Source organism: Xanthomonas sp. 4461 (assembly GCF_024806475.1).
Classification (GTDB): Bacteria; Pseudomonadota; Gammaproteobacteria; order Xanthomonadales; family Xanthomonadaceae; genus Xanthomonas; species Xanthomonas arboricola_F.
The window spans coordinates 532220-556227 of record NZ_JANTYV010000003.1 but is presented as its reverse complement, the minus strand read 5'-3'; the positions used below and the strand labels follow the sequence as shown (position 1 = coordinate 556227).

General features: G+C 62.8%; 30 protein-coding genes. 1 reads left to right on the top strand and 29 read right to left on the bottom strand.

The window, feature by feature from the left end; translation table 11 throughout:
• Positions 1-32 precede the first annotated feature (32 nt).
• The 28 genes from poxB to FHY19_RS14525 form a co-directional block, all read right to left on the bottom strand.
• Positions 33-1742, bottom strand: a complete 1710-nt coding sequence (poxB, locus tag FHY19_RS14660) for a ubiquinone-dependent pyruvate dehydrogenase (RefSeq protein ID WP_259166962.1) — start codon at positions 1740-1742, stop codon at positions 33-35.
• 228 nt (positions 1743-1970) lie between these two features.
• Positions 1971-2630 (bottom strand): sigma-70 family RNA polymerase sigma factor, encoded by a 660-nt coding sequence (locus FHY19_RS14655; protein WP_259166905.1) that lies wholly within the window; start codon positions 2628-2630, stop codon positions 1971-1973.
• Positions 2631-2636: 6 nt separating this feature from the next.
• Complete coding sequence (gene fliP, locus FHY19_RS14650) at positions 2637-3389, bottom strand: flagellar type III secretion system pore protein FliP (RefSeq protein WP_259166903.1); 753 nt, start codon at positions 3387-3389, stop codon at positions 2637-2639.
• On the bottom strand, positions 3386-3709 hold the full coding sequence (locus FHY19_RS14645) for a hypothetical protein (RefSeq protein WP_259166901.1): 324 nt from the start codon (positions 3707-3709) through the stop codon (positions 3386-3388). Before FHY19_RS14645 ends, fliP begins: the two co-directional genes overlap by 4 nt.
• Positions 3710-3717: 8 nt before the next feature.
• Positions 3718-3972, bottom strand: coding sequence for a FliM/FliN family flagellar motor switch protein (locus FHY19_RS14640; protein WP_259166900.1), 255 nt, complete (start codon positions 3970-3972; stop codon positions 3718-3720).
• 27 nt (positions 3973-3999) lie between these two features.
• Positions 4000-4689 carry a FliM/FliN family flagellar motor C-terminal domain-containing protein gene (locus FHY19_RS14635; protein ID WP_259166898.1) on the bottom strand — a complete coding sequence of 230 codons (690 nt, stop codon included), beginning with the start codon at positions 4687-4689 and terminating at the stop codon, positions 4000-4002.
• Positions 4690-4743: 54 nt separating this feature from the next.
• Positions 4744-5907, bottom strand: a complete 1164-nt coding sequence (locus tag FHY19_RS14630; protein ID WP_259166897.1) for a flagellar hook-basal body complex protein — start codon at positions 5905-5907, stop codon at positions 4744-4746.
• Positions 5908-5918: 11 nt separating this feature from the next.
• The gene (locus tag FHY19_RS14625; protein ID WP_101364513.1) at positions 5919-6335 is read right to left on the bottom strand and encodes a flagellar hook capping FlgD N-terminal domain-containing protein; all 417 of its coding nucleotides are present in this window, start codon (positions 6333-6335) and stop codon (positions 5919-5921) included.
• Positions 6325-7068: a hypothetical protein gene (locus FHY19_RS14620; RefSeq protein ID WP_259166896.1), complete on the bottom strand. Its 744-nt coding sequence runs from the start codon at positions 7066-7068 to the stop codon at positions 6325-6327. Before FHY19_RS14620 ends, FHY19_RS14625 begins: the two co-directional genes overlap by 11 nt.
• Positions 7058-7519 (bottom strand): hypothetical protein, encoded by a 462-nt coding sequence (locus FHY19_RS14615; RefSeq protein WP_259166895.1) that lies wholly within the window; start codon positions 7517-7519, stop codon positions 7058-7060. The genes FHY19_RS14620 and FHY19_RS14615 overlap by 11 nt, the downstream gene beginning before the upstream one ends.
• Complete coding sequence (locus tag FHY19_RS14610) at positions 7512-8837, bottom strand: FliI/YscN family ATPase (protein ID WP_259166894.1); 1326 nt, start codon at positions 8835-8837, stop codon at positions 7512-7514. Before FHY19_RS14610 ends, FHY19_RS14615 begins: the two co-directional genes overlap by 8 nt.
• On the bottom strand, positions 8837-9481 hold the full coding sequence (locus FHY19_RS14605) for a FliH/SctL family protein (protein ID WP_259166893.1): 645 nt from the start codon (positions 9479-9481) through the stop codon (positions 8837-8839). The genes FHY19_RS14610 and FHY19_RS14605 overlap by 1 nt, the downstream gene beginning before the upstream one ends.
• Positions 9478-9924, bottom strand: coding sequence for a hypothetical protein (locus FHY19_RS14600; protein WP_259166892.1), 447 nt, complete (start codon positions 9922-9924; stop codon positions 9478-9480). The genes FHY19_RS14605 and FHY19_RS14600 overlap by 4 nt, the downstream gene beginning before the upstream one ends.
• Before the next feature lie 4 nt (positions 9925-9928).
• Complete coding sequence (gene fliF / locus FHY19_RS14595) at positions 9929-11305, bottom strand: flagellar basal-body MS-ring/collar protein FliF (protein ID WP_259166891.1); 1377 nt, start codon at positions 11303-11305, stop codon at positions 9929-9931.
• A gap of 10 nt (positions 11306-11315) precedes the next feature.
• Complete coding sequence (fliE, locus tag FHY19_RS14590) at positions 11316-11612, bottom strand: flagellar hook-basal body complex protein FliE (protein WP_259166889.1); 297 nt, start codon at positions 11610-11612, stop codon at positions 11316-11318.
• The gene (locus tag FHY19_RS14585) at positions 11612-11995 is read right to left on the bottom strand and encodes a flagellar basal body rod C-terminal domain-containing protein (protein WP_259166888.1); all 384 of its coding nucleotides are present in this window, start codon (positions 11993-11995) and stop codon (positions 11612-11614) included. The genes fliE and FHY19_RS14585 overlap by 1 nt, the downstream gene beginning before the upstream one ends.
• Positions 11992-12369 carry a hypothetical protein gene (locus FHY19_RS14580; RefSeq protein WP_259166887.1) on the bottom strand — a complete coding sequence of 126 codons (378 nt, stop codon included), beginning with the start codon at positions 12367-12369 and terminating at the stop codon, positions 11992-11994. The genes FHY19_RS14585 and FHY19_RS14580 overlap by 4 nt, the downstream gene beginning before the upstream one ends.
• Before the next feature lie 7 nt (positions 12370-12376).
• The gene (locus tag FHY19_RS14575; RefSeq protein ID WP_259166885.1) at positions 12377-13492 is read right to left on the bottom strand and encodes a flagellar basal body P-ring protein FlgI; all 1116 of its coding nucleotides are present in this window, start codon (positions 13490-13492) and stop codon (positions 12377-12379) included.
• The gene (locus tag FHY19_RS14570) at positions 13489-14052 is read right to left on the bottom strand and encodes a flagellar basal body L-ring protein FlgH (protein WP_101364505.1); all 564 of its coding nucleotides are present in this window, start codon (positions 14050-14052) and stop codon (positions 13489-13491) included. The genes FHY19_RS14575 and FHY19_RS14570 overlap by 4 nt, the downstream gene beginning before the upstream one ends.
• Before the next feature lie 10 nt (positions 14053-14062).
• The gene (locus FHY19_RS14565) at positions 14063-14770 is read right to left on the bottom strand and encodes a flagella basal body P-ring formation protein FlgA (RefSeq protein ID WP_259166882.1); all 708 of its coding nucleotides are present in this window, start codon (positions 14768-14770) and stop codon (positions 14063-14065) included.
• Positions 14770-15537: a flagellar hook-basal body protein gene (locus FHY19_RS14560; RefSeq protein ID WP_259166881.1), complete on the bottom strand. Its 768-nt coding sequence runs from the start codon at positions 15535-15537 to the stop codon at positions 14770-14772. Before FHY19_RS14560 ends, FHY19_RS14565 begins: the two co-directional genes overlap by 1 nt.
• Positions 15538-15550: 13 nt before the next feature.
• On the bottom strand, positions 15551-16222 hold the full coding sequence (locus FHY19_RS14555) for a flagellar basal body rod C-terminal domain-containing protein (RefSeq protein ID WP_259166880.1): 672 nt from the start codon (positions 16220-16222) through the stop codon (positions 15551-15553).
• Positions 16219-18282, bottom strand: coding sequence for a flagellar biosynthesis protein FlhA (locus FHY19_RS14550; RefSeq protein WP_259166879.1), 2064 nt, complete (start codon positions 18280-18282; stop codon positions 16219-16221). The genes FHY19_RS14555 and FHY19_RS14550 overlap by 4 nt, the downstream gene beginning before the upstream one ends.
• Positions 18279-19352: an EscU/YscU/HrcU family type III secretion system export apparatus switch protein gene (locus FHY19_RS14545; protein ID WP_259166877.1), complete on the bottom strand. Its 1074-nt coding sequence runs from the start codon at positions 19350-19352 to the stop codon at positions 18279-18281. Before FHY19_RS14545 ends, FHY19_RS14550 begins: the two co-directional genes overlap by 4 nt.
• Positions 19352-20122, bottom strand: coding sequence for a flagellar biosynthetic protein FliR (locus FHY19_RS14540; RefSeq protein WP_259166876.1), 771 nt, complete (start codon positions 20120-20122; stop codon positions 19352-19354). Before FHY19_RS14540 ends, FHY19_RS14545 begins: the two co-directional genes overlap by 1 nt.
• A gap of 2 nt (positions 20123-20124) precedes the next feature.
• Positions 20125-20388, bottom strand: coding sequence for a flagellar biosynthetic protein FliQ (locus tag FHY19_RS14535; RefSeq protein ID WP_003488414.1), 264 nt, complete (start codon positions 20386-20388; stop codon positions 20125-20127).
• A 10-nt stretch (positions 20389-20398) separates the two neighbouring features.
• Complete coding sequence (locus FHY19_RS14530; RefSeq protein ID WP_259166872.1) at positions 20399-21556, bottom strand: tetratricopeptide repeat protein; 1158 nt, start codon at positions 21554-21556, stop codon at positions 20399-20401.
• Between the two features lie 276 nt (positions 21557-21832).
• Positions 21833-22936, bottom strand: a complete 1104-nt coding sequence (locus tag FHY19_RS14525; RefSeq protein WP_259166871.1) for a LysM domain-containing protein — start codon at positions 22934-22936, stop codon at positions 21833-21835.
• 419 nt (positions 22937-23355) lie between these two features.
• On the opposite strand from FHY19_RS14525, the gene FHY19_RS14520 reads away from it, so the two are divergent.
• On the top strand, positions 23356-23655 hold the full coding sequence (locus tag FHY19_RS14520) for a hypothetical protein (RefSeq protein ID WP_259166960.1): 300 nt from the start codon (positions 23356-23358) through the stop codon (positions 23653-23655).
• 96 nt (positions 23656-23751) lie between these two features.
• On the opposite strand, the gene FHY19_RS14515 is transcribed toward FHY19_RS14520, so the two are convergent.
• Positions 23752-23991: a hypothetical protein gene (locus FHY19_RS14515; protein WP_259166869.1), complete on the bottom strand. Its 240-nt coding sequence runs from the start codon at positions 23989-23991 to the stop codon at positions 23752-23754.
• Positions 23992-24008: the final 17 nt, after the last annotated feature.

Genomic DNA, 24008 nt, shown 5'->3' with positions numbered 1-24008 from the left:
AGGAAAGTCGACCGATGATAGAACCGGCAGTGTTAGCGCAGGTTGGTCTTGACCAGCTCGATCACCTCATCGCCCCGCCCGCTCATCACCGCCTTGAGCAGATACAGCCCCATGCCTTTGGCCTGTTCGAGCTTGATCGCCGGCGGCACCGCCAGCTCCTGCGTGGCGATGCGCACATCCACCAGCGCCGGACCGGAATGCGCAAATGCCTGCCGCAACGCGCGCTCCAGCTGCGCCGACTCATCCACGCGGATACCCAGGATGCCCATCGCATTGCTCATCGCGGCAAAATCCGGGTTGCGCAACTCGGTGCCGGTATCCAGGTAACCGGCTGCCTTCATTTCCATCGCCACAAACCCCAGCGAGGCATTGTTGAACACCACCACCTTCACCGGCAGGTTCAACTGCGCCAGCGAAATGAAATCGCCCATCAGCATGGCAAAGCCACCATCGCCCGACAGCGAAATCACCTGACGCCCTGGAAACGCCGCCTGCGCGCCCAGCGCCTGCGGCATCGCGTTGGCCATCGAGCCATGGTTGAACGATCCCAGCAGACGGCGCTTGCCGTTCATGCGCAGATAGCGCGCCGCCCATACCGTGGGCGTGCCGACATCGCAGGTGAACACCGCATCCTGGTCGGCGATCTGGCTGATCAGCCGGGTCACGAACTGCGGATGCAGCGGCTCGCCCGGATCCGCCGGCACTGCCAGATCGTCCAGCCCTTGGCGCGCCTTGCGATAGTGCTCCAGCGATTTTTCGAGGAAACGGCGGTCTTCGCGACGCTGCAACTGCGGCAGCAAGGCCGCGATGGTTTCGCCGACATCCGCCGCAATGCCCAGCTGCAACGGCGTGCGCCGTCCTAGCGCGCCGGGGTCGCGATCCACCTGCACGATGGTCGCGTCCTTCGGATAGAACTGCCGGTACGGGAAATCCGTGCCCAGCATGATCAAGGTGTCGCAGTTGAGCATCGCGTGGTAGCCGGAACTGAAACCGATCAAGCCGGTCATGCCGACATCGAACGGGTTCTCCCACTCCACATACTCCTTGCCGCGCAACGCATGCACGATCGGCGCGCCCAGGGTATCTGCCAGTGCCACCACCGCATCATGCGCACCGGCGCAGCCGCTGCCGCACAGCAGGGTGACCGCCTTGCTCTGCTGCAACACCTCGGCCAGCTGCTGCACATCGTCGGCAGCGGGCAACACGCGCGGCGCGCGCAGGGCCGGCCATGCGCTGGACAGATGCTTGTCCACCTCCAGCAGCGCGATGTCGCCGGGGATCACCACCACCGCCACGCCCTGCTGCAGGATCGCCGTGCGCATCGCACGATGCAGCACTTCCGGCAGCTGCGCCGCATTGGTCACCAGTTCCACAAAGTGGCTGCACTCGCGAAACAGTTCCTGCGGATGGGTTTCCTGAAAATAATTCAGCCCGATCTCGGACGAGGGGATGTGTGCGGCGATCGCCAGCACCGGCTGCCGGCTGCGATGGCAGTCGAACAAACCGTTGATCAAATGCAGGTTGCCCGGCCCGCAACTGCCGGCGCACACCGCCAGCTCGCCGGTCACCGCCGCCTCCGCGCCTGCGGCGAACGCGGCAACTTCTTCGTGACGCACATGCATCCACGCGATGGTCTGCATCTCGCGCAATGCATCGGTCAGGCCATTGAGGCTGTCGCCGGTCACCCCCCAGATCCGCTCCACCCCCGCGCTCTGCAGCGTCTCGGCCAGATACCGCGCCATCGTCTTCTTCTTTGCCACGATGCTGCTCCACGCCAACGTTGAGTGGATAGCTTGGCAGCGTGGATGTATGTCCAATGTCTAGTGACTGCAGGTGACCGGTCCGGACTGCACGTCATGGACAACTTCTTCGCATACCGACCGGTCGAACAGCCCCTGGCCGACGGTCAGGATCGCTCCCCCAACCTAGACACGCGATGCCAGCCACCCAGGACGCGCTCGGGGCGGATGCTACAGAAAGTCGCCTTTCTGGAAACATCCCTCGTTCAGGTGCGCGCGCAGGATTCCTAGCCCTTGCGAATGCAACTGGGAGACCCTGCCCTTGGTCACGCCCAGCTCAGCTGCGATCTGAACGAACGGCTTGTGCAGGTAGTAGTGGGACATGAAGATCTCCCGTGTCCGTGGTGCCAGCTGCAACATCGCCTGCGCAAGAATGCCGCGCGCCTGTTCCTCTGCAAGATCCCGCCCAGGCCACGCATCGGTGGCATGCTCGACCAGATGCTGGGTGGCGATTTCCAGAATCGAGCCGATGAAGCCCTCCAGTCCGCCGATGTCGTCGGCAACGACATCGATGGAGTCATCGGCCCGACTGGAACGCTTTTGTTGTCGGACGCCATTGAATACAGCACCCCGCACACGGCGTTTTGCGTACAACGTGAACGGAATCGCACGTGACGGGTCATACCGGGTCATCGCCTCCAGCATCCCGACATGCGCATTCTGCAGGTGATCGGCCCAATCCAGGTCGCGGCGACCAATACGCCGATACACATCCGCAGCAACCAGCCTGGCCCAGGGCGAATACTCCGTCACCAGAAAATCCCTGGCCTGCAGATCGTGGTCAGCCTTGAATCGTCTCCAAAGCTCGGCGACAAGTGCCTCCCTGTCCATCGCAATTCAGGACCAGATGCTGCCCAGCAGCGTCCTGGACACGAGCACCCATCCGTCGATCAAAATGAACAGCAAGAGCTTGAGCGGCAGGCTGACGGTTGCCGGGGGCAGCATGATGATACCGAGCGCCATCAGCACCGCCGAGACCACCAGGTCGATCATCAGAAACGGAAGGAAGATCACGAACCCCATCTGAAACGCAGTCTTCAGTTCGCTCAAGATGAAAGCCGCCGCCAGATGGGTGAAGCGGATGTCCTCTACCGTCCTGGGCGGCGCAACGCGTGCCATTTCAGTAACCGCCAACAGATCGGACTCGCGCGTCTGGCGGACCATGAAGTCGCGTAGCGCCGGCGTTGCCCGCGATACCGCCTCCGTTGAAGTGATCTGGTTCGCCAGATAAGGTGAGAACGCATCGCGCTGAACCTTGTCCAGCACAGGCCCCATCGAAAACAGGGTGAGGAGCATCGCCAAGGTGATCAGCACGCTATTGGGCGGCGTCTGTGGGATGCCCAGCGCATGTCGCAGCAAGGCCAGGACAACGATGATGCGGGTGAAGCATGTCATCCCGATCACGATGACCGGGATGAACGAGAGCATCGTCATCAGCACGAAGACGCGCAACGTTGACGAAAACTCCTGTTTGCCTGCAGCGTTCATCAGCTCGCCCAACGGATCTGCGCAAGCATTGGTGGCGACGACCAACAAGCCCACTGCGGCAAGTCCAGCCAATAAACGGCGACCGGCGTACAGGCGCGTCACTTGGAGGCTCCTGCCGTCGGACCCAGGCGTTGCAGACTTATCTGGCCCCTGGACTCGGCAACCACTATGTTTTCGCCCTCGATTTCCAGCAAATGCACGACCGTGTGGCGGCTTACGCGGTATTCCGAACGCTTTACGATGGCCCCAGGCGCAACGGCTCCCTGCGCCCCACCTTGCCAACGCGCAATCACGCCTTTCTTCTTGAGCCACAACAACACGGTGATCAATACCGCCAACAGGACGGTAGTCCAGATGAGAACAGGACTGAGCGATGCTGCGCTCAGTACCGTATCGCTGCGGTAGGGAATGGCAGACGGCATGTTCTTGCTCAGAGCAGTTCCTGGATGCGCACGCCCAACTTGTCGCCGACCGCCATCAGTTCCCCTCTGGCGACCGCCTTACCGTTGAGCATGAGAGTGACCAGCGCCTCGCAGGACTCTTCCAGCGAAACGACGTCGCTCTGCTTGAGTGCCATGATCTGGTCAACGCTCATCTCCACCTGCCCGATATGCGCTACGAGCTTCGCCTTGACGTGAGCGAAAATCGAAAGGTCGCGCGTCACAGTGGTCGTTTCCATTTTCATCTTCATTTCCTCGATCTGATTCTTTGGTCACTGCACTTCGAGCGCACGCTGGCCGTCCGCGACCACCAGCCGTGCGGCAGCCAGCACATGGGTTCCGCTCATGAGCTGGACTGGAACATGGGCATCGGTTTCGACGACCAGGAGCTCTCCCACGCGCAACGTGGAAAACTCGCCAAGTTCCACTTCGCCCAGGATCAATTGAGCATGTAGCGCCACGGATTGACTGCGCAGTGCTTCACTACGTGCCGTCAGCACAGGCAGCTGCACTGGCTCGACGCTCTCATCCTGCGCTGCGCACCACACCGCATCGGCCATCAATTCGACCTGGAAGTCGCCCCATTGCGCGCGTGCACAAAGCGCGCCGTATCTCGGCAGGAACCGAGGTGGATCGACGGGATGCGTCGGCGTCGAAGCCCCGGCAGGGCTCGTGTCGGCCAGCGTAGCCAACAGCGCACGCAACGCCTGCTCACCGACATATCCGCACAACTTTACGTCGGCGGCGCCGGGAAGACCCATCAACACCGCACCGAGCGCCGAGGCCGTTCCCTTGCAAAGACGAAGCCCGAACAGGCCGCCAGTGCGTGTCGTCACGATTTGGTACTGCACGACATCCGGAACCTCTTCGGTCACGGCGACTTCAGCGCGATCAACAGTATCGACCTGCCCATCCGAAGCCGACCACTCTCCAAGCCATGCACCGAAGCGCATTTGCAACATGCCGCACAGCGCCTGTGCGCTGGCAGGACGTATCCAACCAAGGCGTCTCATGGGTCAGCCGCCCCGTGTGCTGTTGTAGAGCTGTTCGATCATCTCGTTGCTGACCGTCATCACACGCGAGCTGGCCTGATACCCGCGTTGGATGATCAGCATGTCTGCAAATTCCTGGGTGAGATCGATATTGGACATCTCCAGGCTGCCGCCCTGGATGCTTCCAAACACGCTGGATCCGGCACGCCCAAGCTCGCTGCGCTGGCTGTCCACGTCCGACAGCATGCGTCCGCTGGACAGTTCCAGGGTGCTCTCGCTCTGGAACGCCGCCAACGCCAGTTGCGCGCCCTGGCGTTTTTCCGTCGAGCTGTAGGTGACCTGCAGGACGCCCTTGCTGTCGAACGCCAGCGCGTTGATGCCTAGCACCGGGCTACCGTCTTCCACCGTGGCGGTCAGGCTATCGGTCAGACCGGACAGGCTGGTGGTCCCGGTAAACGTGCCTGGCGTACCGAAGCCAAGCGCGACCTTCTGGGTGCTGGAACCCACCGAGAGGGTGACCTCAAGATTGCCCGAGCCCGTTTCCAGCATCCCGCTGGTACTAAAACGCAAATCGCCGCTACCGACCTGTGCGCCAGATTCATCGGTCACGGTGACACGGTAGGTCCGACCGGATCCAACCGATGCCACCGGCGCGCTGGTGGTGACCTTGAGGGTGTGGACCGAGCCTGCCGCGTCATAGACCTTGATATCGGCCACCGAACTGCCAGTGGACGTGGGCGACAGATTGCCGCTCAATCTCACACTTGTCGTGGGTTTTGCATCCAGTGTGCGCAGGCCGTCCAGGTTCAGCTGCGATAGTTGTCCAGTGCTGCTGATCGACATCACGTCATAGCGACTGACGCTGTCCACCAAGACGCCACGGTCATCGATGATGAACTGGCCCGCGCGCGTGTAATGCAGCCCGCCACTGGAGTCGCGCAGGACGAAATAGCCGGCACCGTCGACCGCGACGTCCGTCGCGTTGCCGGTCTGCCGCAGATCCCCTGCAGTGGTTCGCAAGCCAGAGCCCACGATCCGTGTCCCATGTTCGCCAGCCAGATTTTCGAAAAACGCGTCGCTTCCCCGAAAGCCGGGTGTGTTCATGTTTGCAACATTGTTACTCACCGTATCCAGGCTTTTGGAAAAGCTGAAAAGTCCGGAGAGCGAGTTGTAGAGTGCCTGAAACATGCGTCGCCTCCTTACTGCTGAACCAAAGTGATCTGCGGAAGGCGGATGCCCGTGAGAACACCGGCACTGGTCTCGACCGTCAATAGCGGACCTGAGGCGCTGAACTCGATCGCCTTGACCACACCCGTTGCGGTGTTGCCACTTGCTTGGGTGACTTCAATCCTGCGGCTCAGCAGACTGAGGCCCTGGCTGGTGGCATTCATGCTCAGCGCCCCTTCGGAGTTGAGGCTGAGCTGGCGCGATTGCTCCAGATTGCTGAACTGCGCAAGCTGCGCCAGGAACTCGCGGTTATCCACCGGTTCCAGTGGATCCTGAAACTGAAGCTGCGACAGGAACAGCTTGATGAAGCCATCCTGGTCGATGGTGTTGTTCGATTGCGCACTTGCACTGCCGTTGTTCACGATCGCACCGATCGAATCAATCGCCATTGTTGACTCCTTGAATATTGGAAGGGCGCTGCCAAACGGGTGCACCATTGAGCATGATCCGATCAGGCTGGCCTTGCCCGGAGTGCAAGAGCGCGTCGAGCAGGGCAGGAATCTGGGTGGCGGAAAGTCGGTAGTCGCGTATCCACCAGGTGGAGCGCCCCTGCGCATCGGAGATCTGTCTCATCGCGCGCGTCATCCACTCTGCCAACGCACCCATACTGCTCGCCGAGGATGCACGTGGCGACGAGTTGGCATCTGCTGCGGTATGCGCGGTCGAGGTAACCTGCAAGCCTGCTCCAGCTATCTGCGACCCCGACGCAAATGACGCCGGATGACTGGACTGTTGCAGGTTCAGTGCATGCAGGGCCGACCCGGCCAGTGCCGACGGCCGCGCGTTGACATCGAGTGCAGTAACGCTCGGCACCACCGCATCCTGACCACGACTGCGATGATCTACATACGACATCAGATACGTCGCCGTTGACATCCACTCGAACACGATCGAATCCAGTTCCAGGCTCTGGTCGACAGTATTTGACGCGCGCGTGGTCGACGCGGTTCCGGCATGCACCATCTGCTCGGAACTTGCGCTAGACGAACCGCCTGCTTCGCGCTCGGATGAAAGCCAGCGTTCAAACGCCACGGCGTCATTCGATGGGCCCTGCTCGCGCGGCTCGCCGTGGGGCCGTGGCGGAACCGCAGCAGGTGAGGGCGTTGCAGACTCAATGGCCATTGCATGCCCTCCTTGCAAGCCAGAGTTCAGCACAGGTGTCGGATTCGGCGCGTTCCCGCTCATGCAGTGTCTGCTCGGACAGGCGCCGATGGCGTTCGTCGACAGCTCGCTCCTGTGCCGAGGCACCACGATGAGCGGCTTGGTCGGTTTCCACATTGGCGTAGCAGGCATCCGCTTCTAGCGAGGCCTGGATATGTTCTGCATGCAAGGCAGCCTCGACCTGCAGCGCGACCTGATAGGTATCCAGCTGCAGCACGCCATTGGCTGCCCGCTGCTTCCAGTCAGCGACCGCGTGAACGCGCTGTTGGCTGGCTTGCTCAAACGCATGCGCTCTGCGGCTTTCCCGCAGCGTGCCCTGCAGCGCCAGCGACGCCTTGCGCGTCTGCAGATCGCGCACGCGCGCAAGCACGGCAATTCGTTGCAGTTGTCGACGCGCGTAATCGTCAGACATGCGCATCCTCCAGCGGTAGCGCGCGCTGCAAGGTCTGCAGGGTTTGCAGCCGCGTCATTGAGGGGAGCCCGGCCTGCTTGAGAACCGCCTCCACCTGCGGCCAGGCCTCCAATGCCTGGTCCAGCGCGGGATTCGCTCCGGATTGATACGCGCCCAGTTCCACCAGATCGCGAGAGTCCTCAAGAATGGCCAGCACGCGCCGAACGCGCGCCGCCACGTCCACATCGTCGCGGGTGGCAAGTTGGGTAAGTAGGCGGCTGACGCTGGCAAGTACATTAATGGCCGGATACTGCCCTTTTGACGCCAGCCTGCGATCCAGCACGATGTGCCCGTCCAGAATGGCGCGCATATGATCGGTAATGGGCTCGTTGAGGTCGTCGCCTTCCACCAGCACGCTATAGATCGCAGTGATTGCGCCACCCTGGAAGTTCCCGCAGCGCTCGGCAATCCGTGGCAACCATGCAAACACCGACGGCGTATAGCCTCGGAAGGTTGGGGGCTCGCCGCTGGCCAGACCAATCTCGCGCTGCGCCATGGCGAACCGCGTCATCGAATCCACCACCAACAATACCGATTTACCCTGGTCCCTGAAGAACTCTGCAACCGCGTGCGCTGCGTGCACTGCATGGGTGCGTACCAATGCCGGCTGATCGGCAGTGGCAGCCATCACCACGCAGCGCTTCATCGCCTCCGGTCCGAGCGTATGGCGAACAAAATCGCCAACCTCGCGACCACGCTCGCCGATCAGTGCAAGCACGATCACGTCGGCTGTCACACGCCTCACGAACATTCCCAACAAGGTGCTCTTGCCCACGCCGCTGCCTGCAAAGATGCCAACGCGCTGCCCCTTGCCAAGGGTCAGTAAGCCATCCACCGCATGGACGCCTGTTTCGAGAATCTCGGTGATGTCACGCCGCTCCAGCGGATTGGGTGGCGCTGCATGCAGCGGGTAGCGTCGATCGAGAACGCACGCCCCCAGCGTGTCGAGCGGGCGACTGAATGCATCGACGACGCGCCCGAGCAAGGCATGGCCCACCGGTACGTCCAGTGACCGTGTCGTGGTCTCCACTCTTGCCCCTGGTGCGAGACCGGCGATCTCTCCGTACGGCATGAGCAACAACTTGCCGTCCCGAAGTCCCACCACCTGCGCATCCACGCGCCGGTCGTCTGCCGCCAAAACCACTTCACAGAGATCCCCCACGCGCGCGTCAGGCCCATCGGCTTCGATCACCAGCCCATTGAACGCACAGACACGCCCGTAGCGACGCACGTAGCGCGCTGCCTGGATGGCTGTGGTCAGATGCTGGCTCAGGCTCATCAATCCGCCACTGGGGTATAGGTGGACAAGCCGTCCAGCAAGGCGGCCTGCAGCGCCGAAAGGCGCACATCCAGCCCGAATTCGGTTCTGCCCGCGCGCGTTTCCAGGATGCACTGCCCGGGCCGCAGCGCCAGATCGCAGTGGACCGGCAAGGCGGCCAGGTTGGCGCAGAACGAGAGGTCCTGCTCCGACACATGCAGCGCCACCGCTTCATGACCGGCATCCCGCACGGCCCGATGGCATAACTCCGTCAGCAGCGACCCCTTTGCGTACGCGGCCCCAACAACGTGGGTGACGGCGTGAAACGCCACCTCCACGGCAACCTCGCGACTGCGTTGTGCCTGCTGCTCGATGACCTGCGCCAACCCGGCAATCAGGGTTTGCATCTGCACGCGTACGCGCTCGGTTGCCTCATGCGCGGCGTGGGCCTGGGCCTGCAAGGAGGCCGTCACCTTTTCCAATTCGCGTTGCGCCAGCGTTGCGGCCTCCTCGTGCGCGCGCGCCAGACCCTCCTGATATCCCTTCGCACGTGCGTCTTCCAGCACCAAGTGCTCTTGCGCGACGGCGGACTCCCCGTCGTCCGATGCAGGCTCTGCAGGCGCATACCAGGGGCGGCAGTCCGACGTGATGGCAAGGCGCTTCATGGCAGTGCCCGCATGGATGGATGTGCAGCTGTGGTCTGCGCGTGTGCCGCGCTGCGCACGGCAGCCGCCAGCGCTGGCGGCAAGGGCCGGGCCGTCGCAAGCTCGGCGCGAACGTCCCTGGCTGTCGCAGGCGCTAGCGCGGCAAGGATGAAAGACGGGTCCGCCGATGTCGTTGCCATGACCACGCGACTCAAGGTGGCCGCACCCAATGTGCCGGACAGCTGCACGATCTGCTCCAGACCCAGCTCGGTGTCGGCGTGCGCGATCGACAACCTCGACATCTGCAGCGCCGGATCCACCAGCGCTAGATCGTCCCAGCCGTGACGGCGAACGACTGCGATCTGCTCACGCAACTGTGCCGCCATAGCCGCCGGCAACGATGCCAGCAAGCGCCGACGCTCGCCAGAGCGCATGACGCTGGCAAGCAGCGCTGACTTGCGCATGCACTCAGCCTCGCTCATGCGCAGGCCCCAGCAGCCAGTTTCGAATCTGTTGCGCTGCCTGCTCGCTCTGCTCCCTGCTCAGGCGCTTGTTGCGCGCACGCGTCACTGCCCTGCCTATCGATAGACCGGCGATCAGGCCAAGTGCTAGGGCGACCAGCAACCAGATCAACAGGCTTGCTGGCCAGGTCGACGCGATGCCACCACCAGCAACCGGGCGCTCGGGAGTGCGTGCAGCCAAGGTCGGCTGCACCGTCTGCCGGCTGGGTAACGCGGCCGCCCCCACGCCGATCTCGACGACATCGCCGCGCGCGGCATCGCCACCGATTGCCGCCATCACCAGACGCTGCAGACGCTGCTGTTCGACCTCGGTCAACGGCTGGCGCAGTGCAATCGCAACACTGATCCGCTCCACGCGTCCGGTAGCACGCGTGATCTCCTGCTTCTCGGTGCCGTGTGCGTACTCGACCTGCTCGTTCAAGACCGCACCGCTGCCGGCGTCGGTCGCGCGATCCGAGCTGGAGCTGCGACGCACCAGCGTCCCGTGATCCTGGCCTGGCGCCACCAGCGTGCGCTCGCTGGTGGTGCGTACCTTGTCGAAGTTCAGTGCGACATTGACCGAAATCGATGCGCCCGCGGTGGACGGCTGCGCCTCAAGAATCTTGCGGATATCACGTTCGTAATCGGCTCCCAGCTGGCGTGCCAGATCGCCCTGTACTCCGCCGGCGGCCTCGTTGGCGCCTGCTGCCAGTTGCATGCCCGTCGGCCCAACCACCACCACGGCCTCCGGTGCCAATCCGTCCACGGCCGAGGCAACCAGATCCCGAATTCCGCTGACCTGCTTTGCGGTCAGCGCGGCACCGGGCACAAGTGACACGGCCACCGATGCCTTTGACTGACTGTCTTCGGCCAGAAACACCCCGGGGCGGCGAATCGAAAGGTGCACGCGCACCGCTTCGACACCGGGAATCGTGGCGATGGTGCGCTCGATTTCGCCCTGTAGCGCACGTTGGTAATTGATGCGCTGGGCGAACTCGGTGACACCGAACTCATTGGTATCGAACAGCTCAAATCCGACATGCCCCCCCTTCGGAACACCCGCAGATACCAGGCGCATCCGCAATGGATGCACCTGCGCCTGTTCCACCAGGATGCCGCTGCCGTCTGCGGTATAGCTGTGGGGAATCTTCCATTCGTCCAGCGCTGCAGAAACCTCGGCAGCATCGGCTTGCTTCAATTCACCGAAGAGCAGCGCCTGGCGCGGCGCCAGCACCCACCAGATCGTGGCTGCCGTCAGCAGCAGCAAGATGCCAACGGCAGCCAGCAGTCCAACCCTGCGGGCGGGCGTCAATGCCGAGTAAGTCGTTTTGAGAGAGGAAAGCACGTCAGTGTCCTTACAGTTGCATCCGCGAGAGTTCCTGATACCCCTCGACCAGCTTGTTACGGACCTCGGCCAGCAACGTCAGGTGCATGCGCGCCTCTTCCAGCGAGATCATCAGATCGTGCGGCGCCACTTCTTGGCCTGCGGCCATTGCACGAATCTGCTGATCAGACGTCTGGATGGCGCTGTCTGCACCGGAGATGCCACGTGCGACCACATCTGCAAAGTTCACGCCTTCGGTTGCAACAGCCGGTGCGCCGAGTGTTTCCACCTGCGCAGGCCCAATCGCTCCAATTGCCTCGATCGCCATCACTTGGCTCCAATCTCAAAAGCACGCAACACCATGCTGCGCAGCACGTTGAACGAGCGCACATTCGCCTCGTAGCCACGACTGGCTGTCATCAGGCTGGTCATCTCGCTCACCATGTCCACCGCCGGGTAGTGCACCTGCCCGTGCGCGTCGGCCATCGGGTTCTTCGGATCCAGGACCGTGCGCGTTCCAAGACTGCGTGCCGCGTCCATGCCAGCACCCAGGCCCACCGTCTCGGCGAACGAACCGGTAGCCGGGACAGCCAGCTGGCGGGGATCGATCGGCTGATTGGCGACCGCAATATGCCGGCCGGCCAGGTCCATGCGTAGCCGCTCGTTCTGCATGCCTGCCCGGCTTGCGTCCAGAATCGCATCGATGCTCATGCGCCGCTCCGACCGGTCACCGCCAGGCGCATCAGACCGAAGTGCCGGCTCAGCGATTCGGTCAATGCCTGGTAGTTGAGGCCCGCCGACACCGACTCGGCGACCAAGTCGTCCAGGCTGGCGCGCTCGCGGTCGTAACGTTGGTCCACGATCGCCAGCGTGGGTGAATCCGGGTTGCCCAGCAGTGCGGCAACATCCTCAGGGCTGGCGCCGGCAGCGGCATTGAGTACACGATCGGTACGGCTGTGATCGATCACGAACACCGGCGCGTCCGGACTCGATGCGTTGGCGATATTCCAGCTGGTGACTTCGGCCTTGAGCTTGTTGAGGCTCAGGGCCATGCGCACGGCGTCGACGGTGAGATCTTGTGACATGGGTGACCTACTGAATGATCAGGTCGCCATCCAGGGCGCCTGCGGATTTGACGGATTGCAGGACCGCGATGACATCGCGGGTGGTCAGCTTGGCTGTACGCAACGCGGAGATCAGGTCGGCCACAGTGGCACCTTCTGCGACCGACACCAGCGGTGCGATCGGCTCTTCAGTGCTGATGGTGCTCTCCGGGACCAGCACGCTGCGCACCCCGGCGCCCGGACGCACCAACAGCCCATCCGGTTGCGAGACGCTATAGCGCGTGGAAATCTCCACCCGCAGGTCGCCATGGGAAATGCTTACCTGCCCCAGGCGGATATTGCTTCCGGCCACGACCGTGCCGGTGCGTTCGTTGATGATCACGCGTGCCGGCCGCTCACGCGACACACGTACATTTTCGATCTGCGAGATACGCGCCACCCGGCTAGGATTGTCTCGGTAGTGAACGACGACCTTGCCGGCATGCTCGGCCTCTGCGGTGACGCCCGGCAAGCTGGCACTCACTGCCTGCGCGATGCGATTGGCGGTGGTGAAGTCCGCTTCGTCGAGCAGGATGCTCAAGGTCCCTGGCTCACCGGCGACATCCAACGCGGCTGCACGCTCGACGGTGGCACCGGAGGGAATCCAGCCGACAGTGGGATGATTTTTCTGCACCGATGCGGTGATCGCCTCGAACTGATAGCCGCCGACCGAGATCGCCCCCTGTGCGATGGCGTAGACCTTGCCATCGGGCCCGCTCAATGGCGCCAGCATCAAGGTGCCGCCGGTGAGGCTGCGAGCATCGCCCGCGGAGGCGACCTGCACATCGAGCGGCTGGCCAGGCTCGGCGAACGCCGGCAGTTTGGCCGTGACCAGCACGGCTGCGACATTGCGACTGGACAGGTCGCCCAGTTCGACGCTGACACCGAAGTTGCGCAGCGTATTACCGACCGATTGCACGGTCGCGCGGTTACGGGCCGAGTCTCCGGTGCCGGAAAGACCGAACACCAGCCCGTAGCCGGTCAGCGGATTCTCGCGCACACCGGCGATGCGCGCGATGTCCTTGATTCTGACATCGGAGACCGGAGCGGCATACGCAGATGCGGCCGACAGCGTAAGCAGGAGCACCAGCAAGCGCAGATTCATAGCACCCTCAGCCACTTGAGCAGCCGGTAGGCCACGCTTTGACGTTGCGACTCGGCAACCACACCTTTGCCGTTGAATTCCACTCGCGCATTGGCGAGCCGATGTGACCACACGGTGTTATCGGCGAGGATGTCGTCCGGCCGCACGATGCCGCTCAGCGTGATGCGCTGATCTTCCTTGTTGATCAACAGCGACTGCTCGCCTTCGACCACCAGCGATCCATCACTCAGCACATCCTTGACCTGTACGGACAATTGCGTGCGTAACTCACCCACCCGCGACGTTTCCGCGCTGCCTTTGGTGGCCCCAGACAGACCGGCGTCGAAGCTGCCGCGATAGGCATTGTTGCCTGCGGTGCCACTCAGGCGAACATCCGAACCGGCATCGGTGGCTGCACCAGAGCGCGCCCTGGCTGCTTCCAATACGTTCACCGTCAACACGTCGCCCACGCGGTAAGCACGTCGGTCGGCAGCGATGCCGCGATACGTGTTCGGGTTGATGAGGCTTTCCTGCGCGAAGGCGCATTGGCTCGCAGTCGCCGACAGCAGCGCAGCGAGCACGAGCGTGTCTCTAGTGTTCAATGGACACCTCACCACTGGCGACCACACGTGCCTGCACCGGCGTGCGTGCGCCCTGCGGCAGGACGGCAATCGCCTCACCGGGTTGTCCATCGGCCGCCGCGATCGCCGGCAACTGCAGTTCGACCGCACCACGGCGAATGTGCAGGGTCACCGGATCACGTCGCGCGATCGCAGGGGCGGCAGCGAAATCCTGCATCTGCACCAGATCGCCTGCGCGCACCGCGTGCTTCAAGCGGACCGCCGCTGGTGCCTTGCCTGGCGCCGCCACCGCGTCGACGGCAAGCACACCGGCCACGTCCATGCGTTTAGTCACGACAACCACCTGCTCACCCGGTGTGCCATTGGCAAATGCACGTGCATAGGTCGGCCGCTCCAGCCACCATTGCACGGTGAACCAGACCATCCTGGTCTGTGTCGGCACGCCATCGAGCAGAATCTGGACGGGGACGCCCACACGCTTGCGGGGCCAGGTTCCGTCAATCGGCCCGGCCTTCAGCGTCATCTGTGCGGCGACCGTTTCCGTGTCCAACTGCGAGGCCGGCAGCGCAGACGCGGTCAGAATCAGTTCGCCCGGCAACGTACTGGACAACGCCTCCAGCGAGGCGCGCGCCGTCGCGATCAGTCGATCGGGCGAGATGTTGCCGGCCTGCGCGCTGGCACAGGCCATCAACAACCACAAGGCGAGCATCCTGGTCATCAGCGGCGCAGGTTGTTGATGGTTTCGAGGATCTGGTCGGAGGCTTGCAGCACCCGCGCGTTGAGCTGATAGGCCCGTTGCGCGAGCACCAGTCCGGTCATCTCATCGATCATGTCGACGTTGGCCGCTTCCAGATAGCCCTGCTGCACTTTCCCGGCCCCATTGCTGCCTGCGGCCAACGGAATCGCTTCGCCGGAACGGGCCGCCGCCTGAAACACGTTCTCTCCGCGCGACTCCAGGCCCTCGGTGGACACGAAGCTGACCAGATCGATACTACCCAGCACCGAACGCTCCTCGCTGCCATCGAGCTTGGCGCTCACCTCACCAGCCGAAGAGATCAGCACATCCGCAGCACCCTGCGGCATCTGAATTCCTGCCGACAGACGCATGCCGTTGGAGATGGCCAGATAGCCTTCGGCATCGACATGAAAACGACCCGAGCGTGTGTAGAACCGCTCGCCATTGGCATTCTCGATCTCGAAGAAACCATCGCCATCGATGGCCAGGTCCAACGGATTACGCGTGGGCTGCAGTGCGCCGGCACCGAACTCCACCGAGGTGGAGCTCACACGAATGCCACCGCCATGCACGTTGCCGGCCTGGCCGATACCCTGGCCGGGCAGCGGTGCATTGGCGATCTCGGCGAAGTTGACGCGTCCGCGCTTGAAGCCCGGCGTCTGCATGTTGGCGACGTTGTTGGAGATCACGTCGATCTGCTGCTGCTGACCGCGCAGGCCGGTGGATGAGATGTAAAGAGCGTCGATCATGAGGGCAGTCCTGTCAGTTGTCGCCAATCCGGTTGATGCCCGTATCCATCGCTCGGTCGTAGAGGGAAATCACGCGCTGTACCGATTCGGCGTGGCGCGAGAGTTCGATGAGCTGCAGCGTTTCGGCGGCCGCATCGACGTTGGATTGTTCGACGCTGCCCTGTTGCACGGTGCCGCCCCATGGTGCGGTCACGCCGTCATAGCGGTAGCCGCCGTCGCTGGGAATCAGGCGGCCCGGTTCTGCCACATCGACGATGCGCAGATGCGCCAGCAATGCTTCGCCATCCCAGATGCCGCCCTGTTCGTCGACACGGATGTCGGACTGCGGCAGGGTCAGCATGCCGGCATCGGTCAGTACCGCTGCTCCCTCGCGGGTCTGCAGGCTGCCATCGGCGCCCCGCACGAAACTGCCCATGCGCAGCAACCGCTGCTGGCCATCCTGCTGCGTCACGAAGAAGCCATTGCCGCGCAGCGCAAGATCCAGCCCGCGTCCGGTTTCACGCAAGGCGCCATCGCCCCGCTGCACGCTCATCGCCGTCGTCCCGCTGGCTGCGGAAAAATCACCACGGGCGCGTACGCTCTGATAACCGGGCGTGTTGAGGTTGGCCACGTTCTGGCTGACCGCGGTCAAGGCGTCGATATCCGCATTCAAACTTCGACTGATTGCCTGGATGGTGTCGCTCATGCTGCAACCTGCAAGGGTGTGCCAACCGCCGCGAACGAGCGGACCGGGGCAGTGGAAGGGACCTCATTGAGCGCCAGCACGGCAACATGCGGCAGTGAGCGTTGAATCAAGGCACGCAGCGGCCTGCGCAGCGGCGAAGGGCACAACAGCACCGGCAGGCGGTTCTGTCCCATCATCGCTTCTGCCTGTTTGGCGAGTTGGCGAATGAAACCATCCAGTTGCGCCATGTCGGTGAACAACGCGCTGCGGCCCTCACCGCTGCGCTGCTGGCCCATCAGCGTCCGTTCGATTCCCGGCTCCAGCGTCAACACATGCAGCTCGCCGCGTGCATCCTGGAAGCGCTGGCAAATGGTCGCGCCCAGGCGCTCACGTACCCGCTCGGCCAGCTCGTCGGGCTGCTTCTGGTTGCGGCCGGCATCGAGCAGTACTTCGACGATGGCTTCCAGATTGCGGATGCTCACCTGCTCGCGCAACAACAGCTGCAGTGTCTTTTGCACATCGGAATACGTCAGTACATTGGGGACCAACTCGGCCACCAGCGGCGCGCGATGCTCATCCAGGCGCGACAGCAGGCGTTCGGTCTCGCTGCGACTGAGCAGGTCCGGCCCATGCCGTTTGACCAGCTCGTTGAGATGCGTGACCAGCACCGTGTCGGGTTCGACCAGCGTGTAGCCGCCCGCGCGCGCAGCCTGACGCGCCTCCGGTGCGATCCATTGCGCAGGCAGACCGTATGCGGGATCTCGTGTTTCCAACCCTTCCAACTTGACGCGCGTGCCGCCTGGATTGATCGCCAGCAAGCGATCCGGATGAATCTCCCCCTGGCCGACGCGGTTACCCTCCACCAGCAGTTCGTACTGGTTGCGCTCCAGTTCCGCACGCAGGCTGCTTTGCACCTTCGGGATCACAAATCCAAGCTCGCCGGCGACCTGCTTGCGCAGGTTCACGATGCGTAGCGCGAAGTCGCCAGCCGGACCCAGCAGCAGCTCATGCAATGCGGCACCCATACGTATTTCGATAGGTTCCACCCGCATGGCCTGCTGCAGTTCTTCCTGCGCAGTCGGACCTTGCGATGCATCTTCCACACCCACGTCATCGCTGGGATCGCGTTTGATCAGGCTGTAGCGGATCAAGACCGCGACCCCAATCAACGCGGCGATCACCGGCAGCTTGGGAAAGCCGGGTAACGTCAGCATCAGCAACAGTGCGGCGGCAACCACCGCAAGCGCACGTGGATTGGACAGAATCTGGCGTGGAATCTCCGCACCCAGGCGCGCGTCCGCCGCAGCGCGGGTAATGATGATGCCGGTCGCCACTGCGATCACCAACGACGGAATCTGGGTCACGATGCCGTCGCCGACGGTCAGCAACGTAAAACGTTGCACCGCTTCGGTCCACGGCATCCCCATCTGCGCGATGCCGATCGCCAGACCACCGATGATGTTGATCAGCACGATGACGATGCCGGCGATCGCATCGCCCTTGACGAACTTGGTGGCACCGTCCATCGCACCGTAGAAATTGGCTTCCTTCTCGATCTGCTTGCGCCGCCGACGTGCCTCGTGCTCGTCGATCAGCCCCATGTTCATGTCGGCATCGATACTCATCTGCTTGCCGGGCATGCTGTCCAGGGTGAAACGCGCGGCCACTTCGGCCACACGCTGCGCGCCGGTGGTGACCACTACGTACTGCACCACCACCAGAATCAGGAACACCACAATACCGACCACGTAGTTGCCGCGGATCACGAACGTACCGATCGCGCCGATGACCCGACCTGCATCGGCGCCATCCAGGATCAGGCGTGTTGCCGACACGTTCAGTGCCAGCCGGAACATCGTCGCGATCAGCAACAGGGTCGGAAAGGTCGAAAAATTCAGTGGCGATTCTGTAAAGAACGTCACCAGCAATATCAACAATGCCAGGCTGATATTGATGATCAGCAGCAGGTCCAGCAGCGCCGAAGGCACCGGCACGAACAGCACCATCAAGATGCCGACAACCAGCCCTACCAAGGCCAGGTCGCGCTTGTCCTGCAGGAAGGCCGCAAGCACTCCCTTCATGCGGCGACCCCGGCACGTCGACTGGCGTAGAGCGTGCGATAGACAGGTGCCAAGGCGTCGAACAGATCTTCCGGCACCGGTGCGTCGATCGCGCAGTCGCGATACAGCGCACGCGCCAACGCCGGCATACGGATCACCGGCACGCCGGCACGCTGCGCGGCACGTCGTACGCGGGCGGCCAGCAATCCGCGTCCCTTGCTCAGCACGATCGGCGCCCGCATGCTGCGCGGCCGGTACTGCACCGCCACGGCGTAATGGGTGGGATTGGTCAGGATGACATCGGCATCTGCCACGCGCGGCAGCGAGCGCACCGTCTTGAGCAACTCACGGATCTGACGGCGCTGCTTGGATTTCACTTCCGGGTCGCCATCGCGCCGCTTGGCGTCGTCGCGGACTTCGCGCCGGCTCATGCGCATCTTCTTGCCGTGATCCTTGCGCATGAATGCCAGATCCGCCACCGCAACCACCAGCAGCACCAGCAAGACATAGACCGACGTCGTCCAGAAGCCCGAACGTAGTTGCTCGATCAGCAGCGCCGGTGGCGACAGCGCGATCTTGCCGACGAAATCCGCTGCGCGGCCGACCGCGCTGTAGGCAAGTAGCCCCAGCAAGGTCAGTTTGAGGAGCAACTTGCCCAGCTCCCAAAGACCGCGCATCGACAGCAGCCGCTTGATCGCGTTCATGGGATGCATGCGTTGCAGGCTCGGTGCAAGCGCATGCGTGCTGAAGATGGGCCCGGTCTGCCCGAGGTTTGCCACCACCGCAACCACCAGCAACGCCAGGATCATCGGGGTCATCGCCTGCAGCAGGCCGCTGTAGGTCTCGATCAACCAGGCCACCAGATCCGCGCCGATCCGTGGTTGCACTCCAGCCAGCTGCATGGTGTTGCGGGTGGCGTCGGCAAGCGCCACGGCAATGTCGCGCCCGGTCAACATCGTGACCACCACAAAAATCCCCAGCATCAGGACGGCGGTCAGGTCAGGGCTCTTGGCGACTTCGCCTTTGCGGCGCGCCTCTTCCAGCCGGGATTGGGTCGGCTGCTCGGTCTTGTCCTGGTCGGCGTCGGCCATCAGGGCGCTCCCAGCATCTGCGGTGCCTGATCCAACGCATCGCCGAACAACCGGCCGATCAGGCCTGGTGCATAGGCCAACGTCAATGCCAGCAACCCCAGCGCAACGGCAACCTTGAGTGGCAGCGCCAGAAAATACACGTTGGCCTGCGGCATCGAGCGCGACGCATAGCCCACCGCGACATCGACGAAGAACAGTCCCAGGACCACCGGCATTACCACCATCAGCGCGCCGACAAAGCTGCCTCCAAGCAATGCGAAGAACGCCTCCGCATCGATCGGCCGGCTCATGCGTCCAAGCGGCAGCACTGTGGTGCTCGCAACCAGACCCTTGAACAGCAGCACGTGCAGATCCAGCGAGAAGAACAGCACGGTGGCCGCCAGCATCAGCCCGTGGCCTAGCAGCGATTCCTGCGTGTCGGCGCTTGCCGGATTGAGCAGGGCGCCAGCGCCCAGACCTGCCTGCATGTCCAACAGCCAGCCGCTGGTGTGCAACGCGGCATTGGGAAGCATGAAGGCCAGACCGAAGATTCCGCCAATCATCAGCTCGCCAAGCGCGGCCACCAGCAGCGCCATCGGTTGCCCGATCGTCGGAGAGACGTAGCCGTCGGGCAGCGACAGCAGCGTCAACCATGCGAACGCCAGCATCGTGGTGATGCGCACCAACATCGGCGCCCATGCCAGCGGCGACAGCCCGGGCAACACCATCACCGGCAGGTAGCGCAGCGATGCGTAGCCAAACAACAGAGCCAGACCGGTCAGTGCTTCCATCGTCAGAGCCCGGCCGCAAAGTCGAACATGCGCTTGGCCAGCTCCACGGCGGTCAGCAGCATCCAGCTTCCCAGCACCATGATCACCGCACCCACTGCGATCAACTTGGGGATGAAGGTCAGCGTCATTTCCTGGATCTGGGTGACGACCTGCAGCACCGAGATCACCAGCCCGACCACCAAGGTGATCAGCAGGATCGGTGCCGAGATCTTGGCCGAGGCGAGCAAGGTCTCGGCAAGCAGATGCATGGCGGTATCGGCGTCCACAAGCGGGCCTTCAAGGCGTTTCTGCAGCGTTGGACGACAACCGCGCACGCAGCCGCCGCGCCATCTCTGGCGGCGTTTGCGCGCCAAGCGCGTGCGCACCTGCAAGCGCACCTTCGCGTATCAAGGCTTCAAAGACAGCCTCCGACTGCGCCTGCTCGCCATGGTCGGCAAGCGACAGCGACTGTGCGTAGCGACCACTGATACTGTTGGGATCGAGCTTCAGTGCACGCCGCAGATGCGCTTCGCCTTCTTCGCGCCGCCCATCCAGCAATGCCACCACTGCCAGACCTCCATGCGATTCGGCAAAGTTGCGATCCAGCGCATAGGCACGCCGGTAACAGGCTTCGGCAGCCAACCGCTCGCCGTCCAGCAGATGCAGCCAACCCAATGCATGCCAGGTACCGATGTGGTCCGGCATGGCCTGTGTTGCCTGCGTCAGCAATACCTTGGCCGGTGCCAAGGCGCCCTGCAGCATCTGCGCCTGCCCCAGACCGGACAGCGCACGGCCGGACATCGGAAAGCGCTCCAGAGCCCGCTCAAAATGCATCGCAGCCGCTGCGCCGTCTTGCGCGTATAGCGCCAGCGCACCGGCGGTCAGCAGCGCTTCGTGCTGATCCGGAAACAGCGCAAGGCAGCGCTGTGCCTGCTCTACGGCGCGTGTTGTATCGCCTGCATCCAGCGCACACATCGCACTCAACCCCAATGCGGTGGGATGCTGGGGTGTAAACGCCAGTGCCGCCGCCAGTGCCTCGTCGGCGGCTGGGTAATCGGTACGCATCAGGGCGATACGTGCGCACAGCACAGCGAACTCCGCGCTGTCGCCATGGCGTGCGCGTGCCTTTTCCAACGTGGCCATTGCACCCTGCAGATTCTGCTGGCACAGCTGCGCAAAGGCGATGTCATGATCCAGGGCAGGGGCGGCATGGCGCTCGGCCAACGGCTGCAAGCGTGCTTCGGCGTCCGCATAGCGGCCAGCCAGCAGATCCAGCCGCGCAGCACGGAACTGCACGCCCGCGAGCAGCACCGTCTCGGTCGGCAACGCAGCGACTACCGTCTCTGCGCGCGCGGACTGACCGGTTTCGATCAGGGCATCGAGCAGCTGGCAGGCAAGTTCCGGATTGGCCGGATCCTGCGCCCAATAAGCGTAAAGTTTATCGACAGACGGCATCGCCACATCCATGAGACGCAAACCACCATGCCAGGCCAGGCGGCCTAGAGAACGATGGGTGAAACCTTGGTACGTTTTGGACCCGTCGTTGCAGCGCTCGTGCGTGGCTATCCATCCTGATAGTCACTATCCCCCGAAGCGAGCTCGCCGCATCCCCCTGTGATGACGGTGTGAACTTTACGGCCTCCCCCGGGAGGCATGTCAAGCGATGCCGAGCATGTCAGTGAAAGATTTTTCCGAGGCTGATGTCACATTTCGAAAGACAAACCCTATGGCTCAGTTCGCTTCTGACTGAATTGCAGTAGCGCAAAGCGACGGCGTGGTCGAGCCGATCGCCTCGCTGGCGTTGAACGGCTTGAACGTATTGGCGTCGTCGGTATTGGCCTTGACGTCCGGCACGTTCAACGTCGCACCGGCCACCAGGCCGCTGTCGTCGTCGATGGCGTTGGCTTCGGCCAGCACGTACCACAGGTTGCTGTTGTCGTAGAGCCGTTGCGCCAGGCCGCGCAGCGTGTCGCCGGCCTGCACCGTCACCTTGTAGGTGCCCACGTCGGTGCTGGCATAGGCGTTCATCTGCCCCAGCACGTCGGTCTTGCGGCCGGACGCCACGTATTGCCCATTGGCGAACGCATACTGCTCGGTGCGCAGCCGCTCGGCATCGTCCTGGGTGAATTTGCCGCCCTCGAACGTGCCCTCGGTGCGGCGCAGGATGTTGCCCTCCGCATCCATCGTGAAATACCGCAGCCGGTCATCGACCTTGCCACCCGGCGTGTTCTCGCGCACCGACAGCAGCTTGCCCCAGGCATCGTAGGTGCTGGTGCTGTTGCTGGTCTTGAAGTCCTTGTGCGTGCTGGTGCCGGTCACCTGTTGAGTGAGGTAGGTCTCCGCACCCTGGTAGGTGTAGCGGTAGGTGTGGGTATAGCCCTCCGGCGTGGTCATGCCACTGCCCTGCTCGTTGCGCACCACCGAATAGCGGTAGCCGCGCAGGCGGCCGGCCGCGTCGTAGCCGGTGGCCGGCGTGCCGTCCTGGTAGTTGACCACGCTGAGCAGCTGCAGCCCTTCCAGCCCGTCGTCGGGCAGCGGCAGCGGGTTGCCGTCCTCGTCCACCGGCTGATACACCCCGCCCATCGGGATGCCGTAGGCGCTCTGGCTGATCAGCCGGCCATCGGCGTCGTAGCTGCTGACATCGATGCGCTTGGCCGAGCCGTCATCTGCGTACTGGCGACGCTCCAGCAAGCGCCCGGACGCATCGTAGCGGCTGGTCTCCAGCAGGCGGGTGACGCCGTCCGGCAACGTCTGCACGATGCGCACCACCCGGCCCTGGTCGTCGTAGAACAACTGCTGGCGCTTGAGCACCCCGTTGTCGTAGGACTGGCGCAAGGTGACCTTGCCGTCTGCGCTTGACAGCGTCCACGGCCGCGAGCAGCATCGTCATTGCTGTGGTCAATCCCGCAGCCGGGTTTAGCAGCTCGAACACTCCGAGGCGCACCAGCGCCCATCGATCGATGACAGGCGTTTTTTTATGTCTGTTGTTTATGCGATGGGCACATGCTTGCCAGCTTTATGGCGGGCGGTGCGCGGAGGCCGCAAGGCCTGCCGGCCCTCGGACCGGTCTGCTAACCGCGCATCGTCCGTCACCTGCGTTTAGCAGCGCGGTGACGGACTTCATCCTATCCGAGGAGTTCAGCATGGCCCGCTCAAAATCCGCTCGCTCAAGCGATAACGCAGCACCGTCTTCTGTAGACCGACAGACCAAGATTGACGGCGTCCAATCCAATCGCAGCGACGCACGCGAGGATATTTTCTTTCGTCGTCTGGCTGAGGCACGAGGTGCGGAAGGAAGTAACGGCATTCACTGGTCAGACCTTCCGATGAACTTCGGTCTCGCCCTGCACTGCGCTCATCTGGACCACTGCGTGCTTGGTCTGCATGGACTACTGGAGGTGTTGCATGCAAGCGAAGGAGCCTACCAAGGTGGACAGCCTAGATTGGATGGGGATCTGACCGATCGGCTGTTCTACGCCTCGCGTGCACTAGCAACTTCTGCCAAAGACACCGTCTACGCTATGCAGGAGCGGGTTGCGTCTTCGCGAGACTAATCTGACTGCACTGGGCTCATTCGCGCCCAGTGCAGTGGATTTATATAAAAATATACAACAACCGAATCTTTAGTAGTTAGTAAAAATAGGCGAAATTCATGAGGCCCATTCCAAAAAATCTGGCAACTTACCCGCTTTCCATTCGCGCATGATCTTCACAGAAGCACGATTGAAGCACTGATTTCTCTCATCGCCCGGCATCGGCTCAATCAAGCTTACCTCACCGGTCATTTTATTAAATCTGAGTGTGCCGCAACGATCATAATCGCTTTCAAAATAATAAATTACCGATGATTCAATCTCATCCGATTTTCTGATTTTTATGTAAAATGCCATGATTTACTAATGACTGC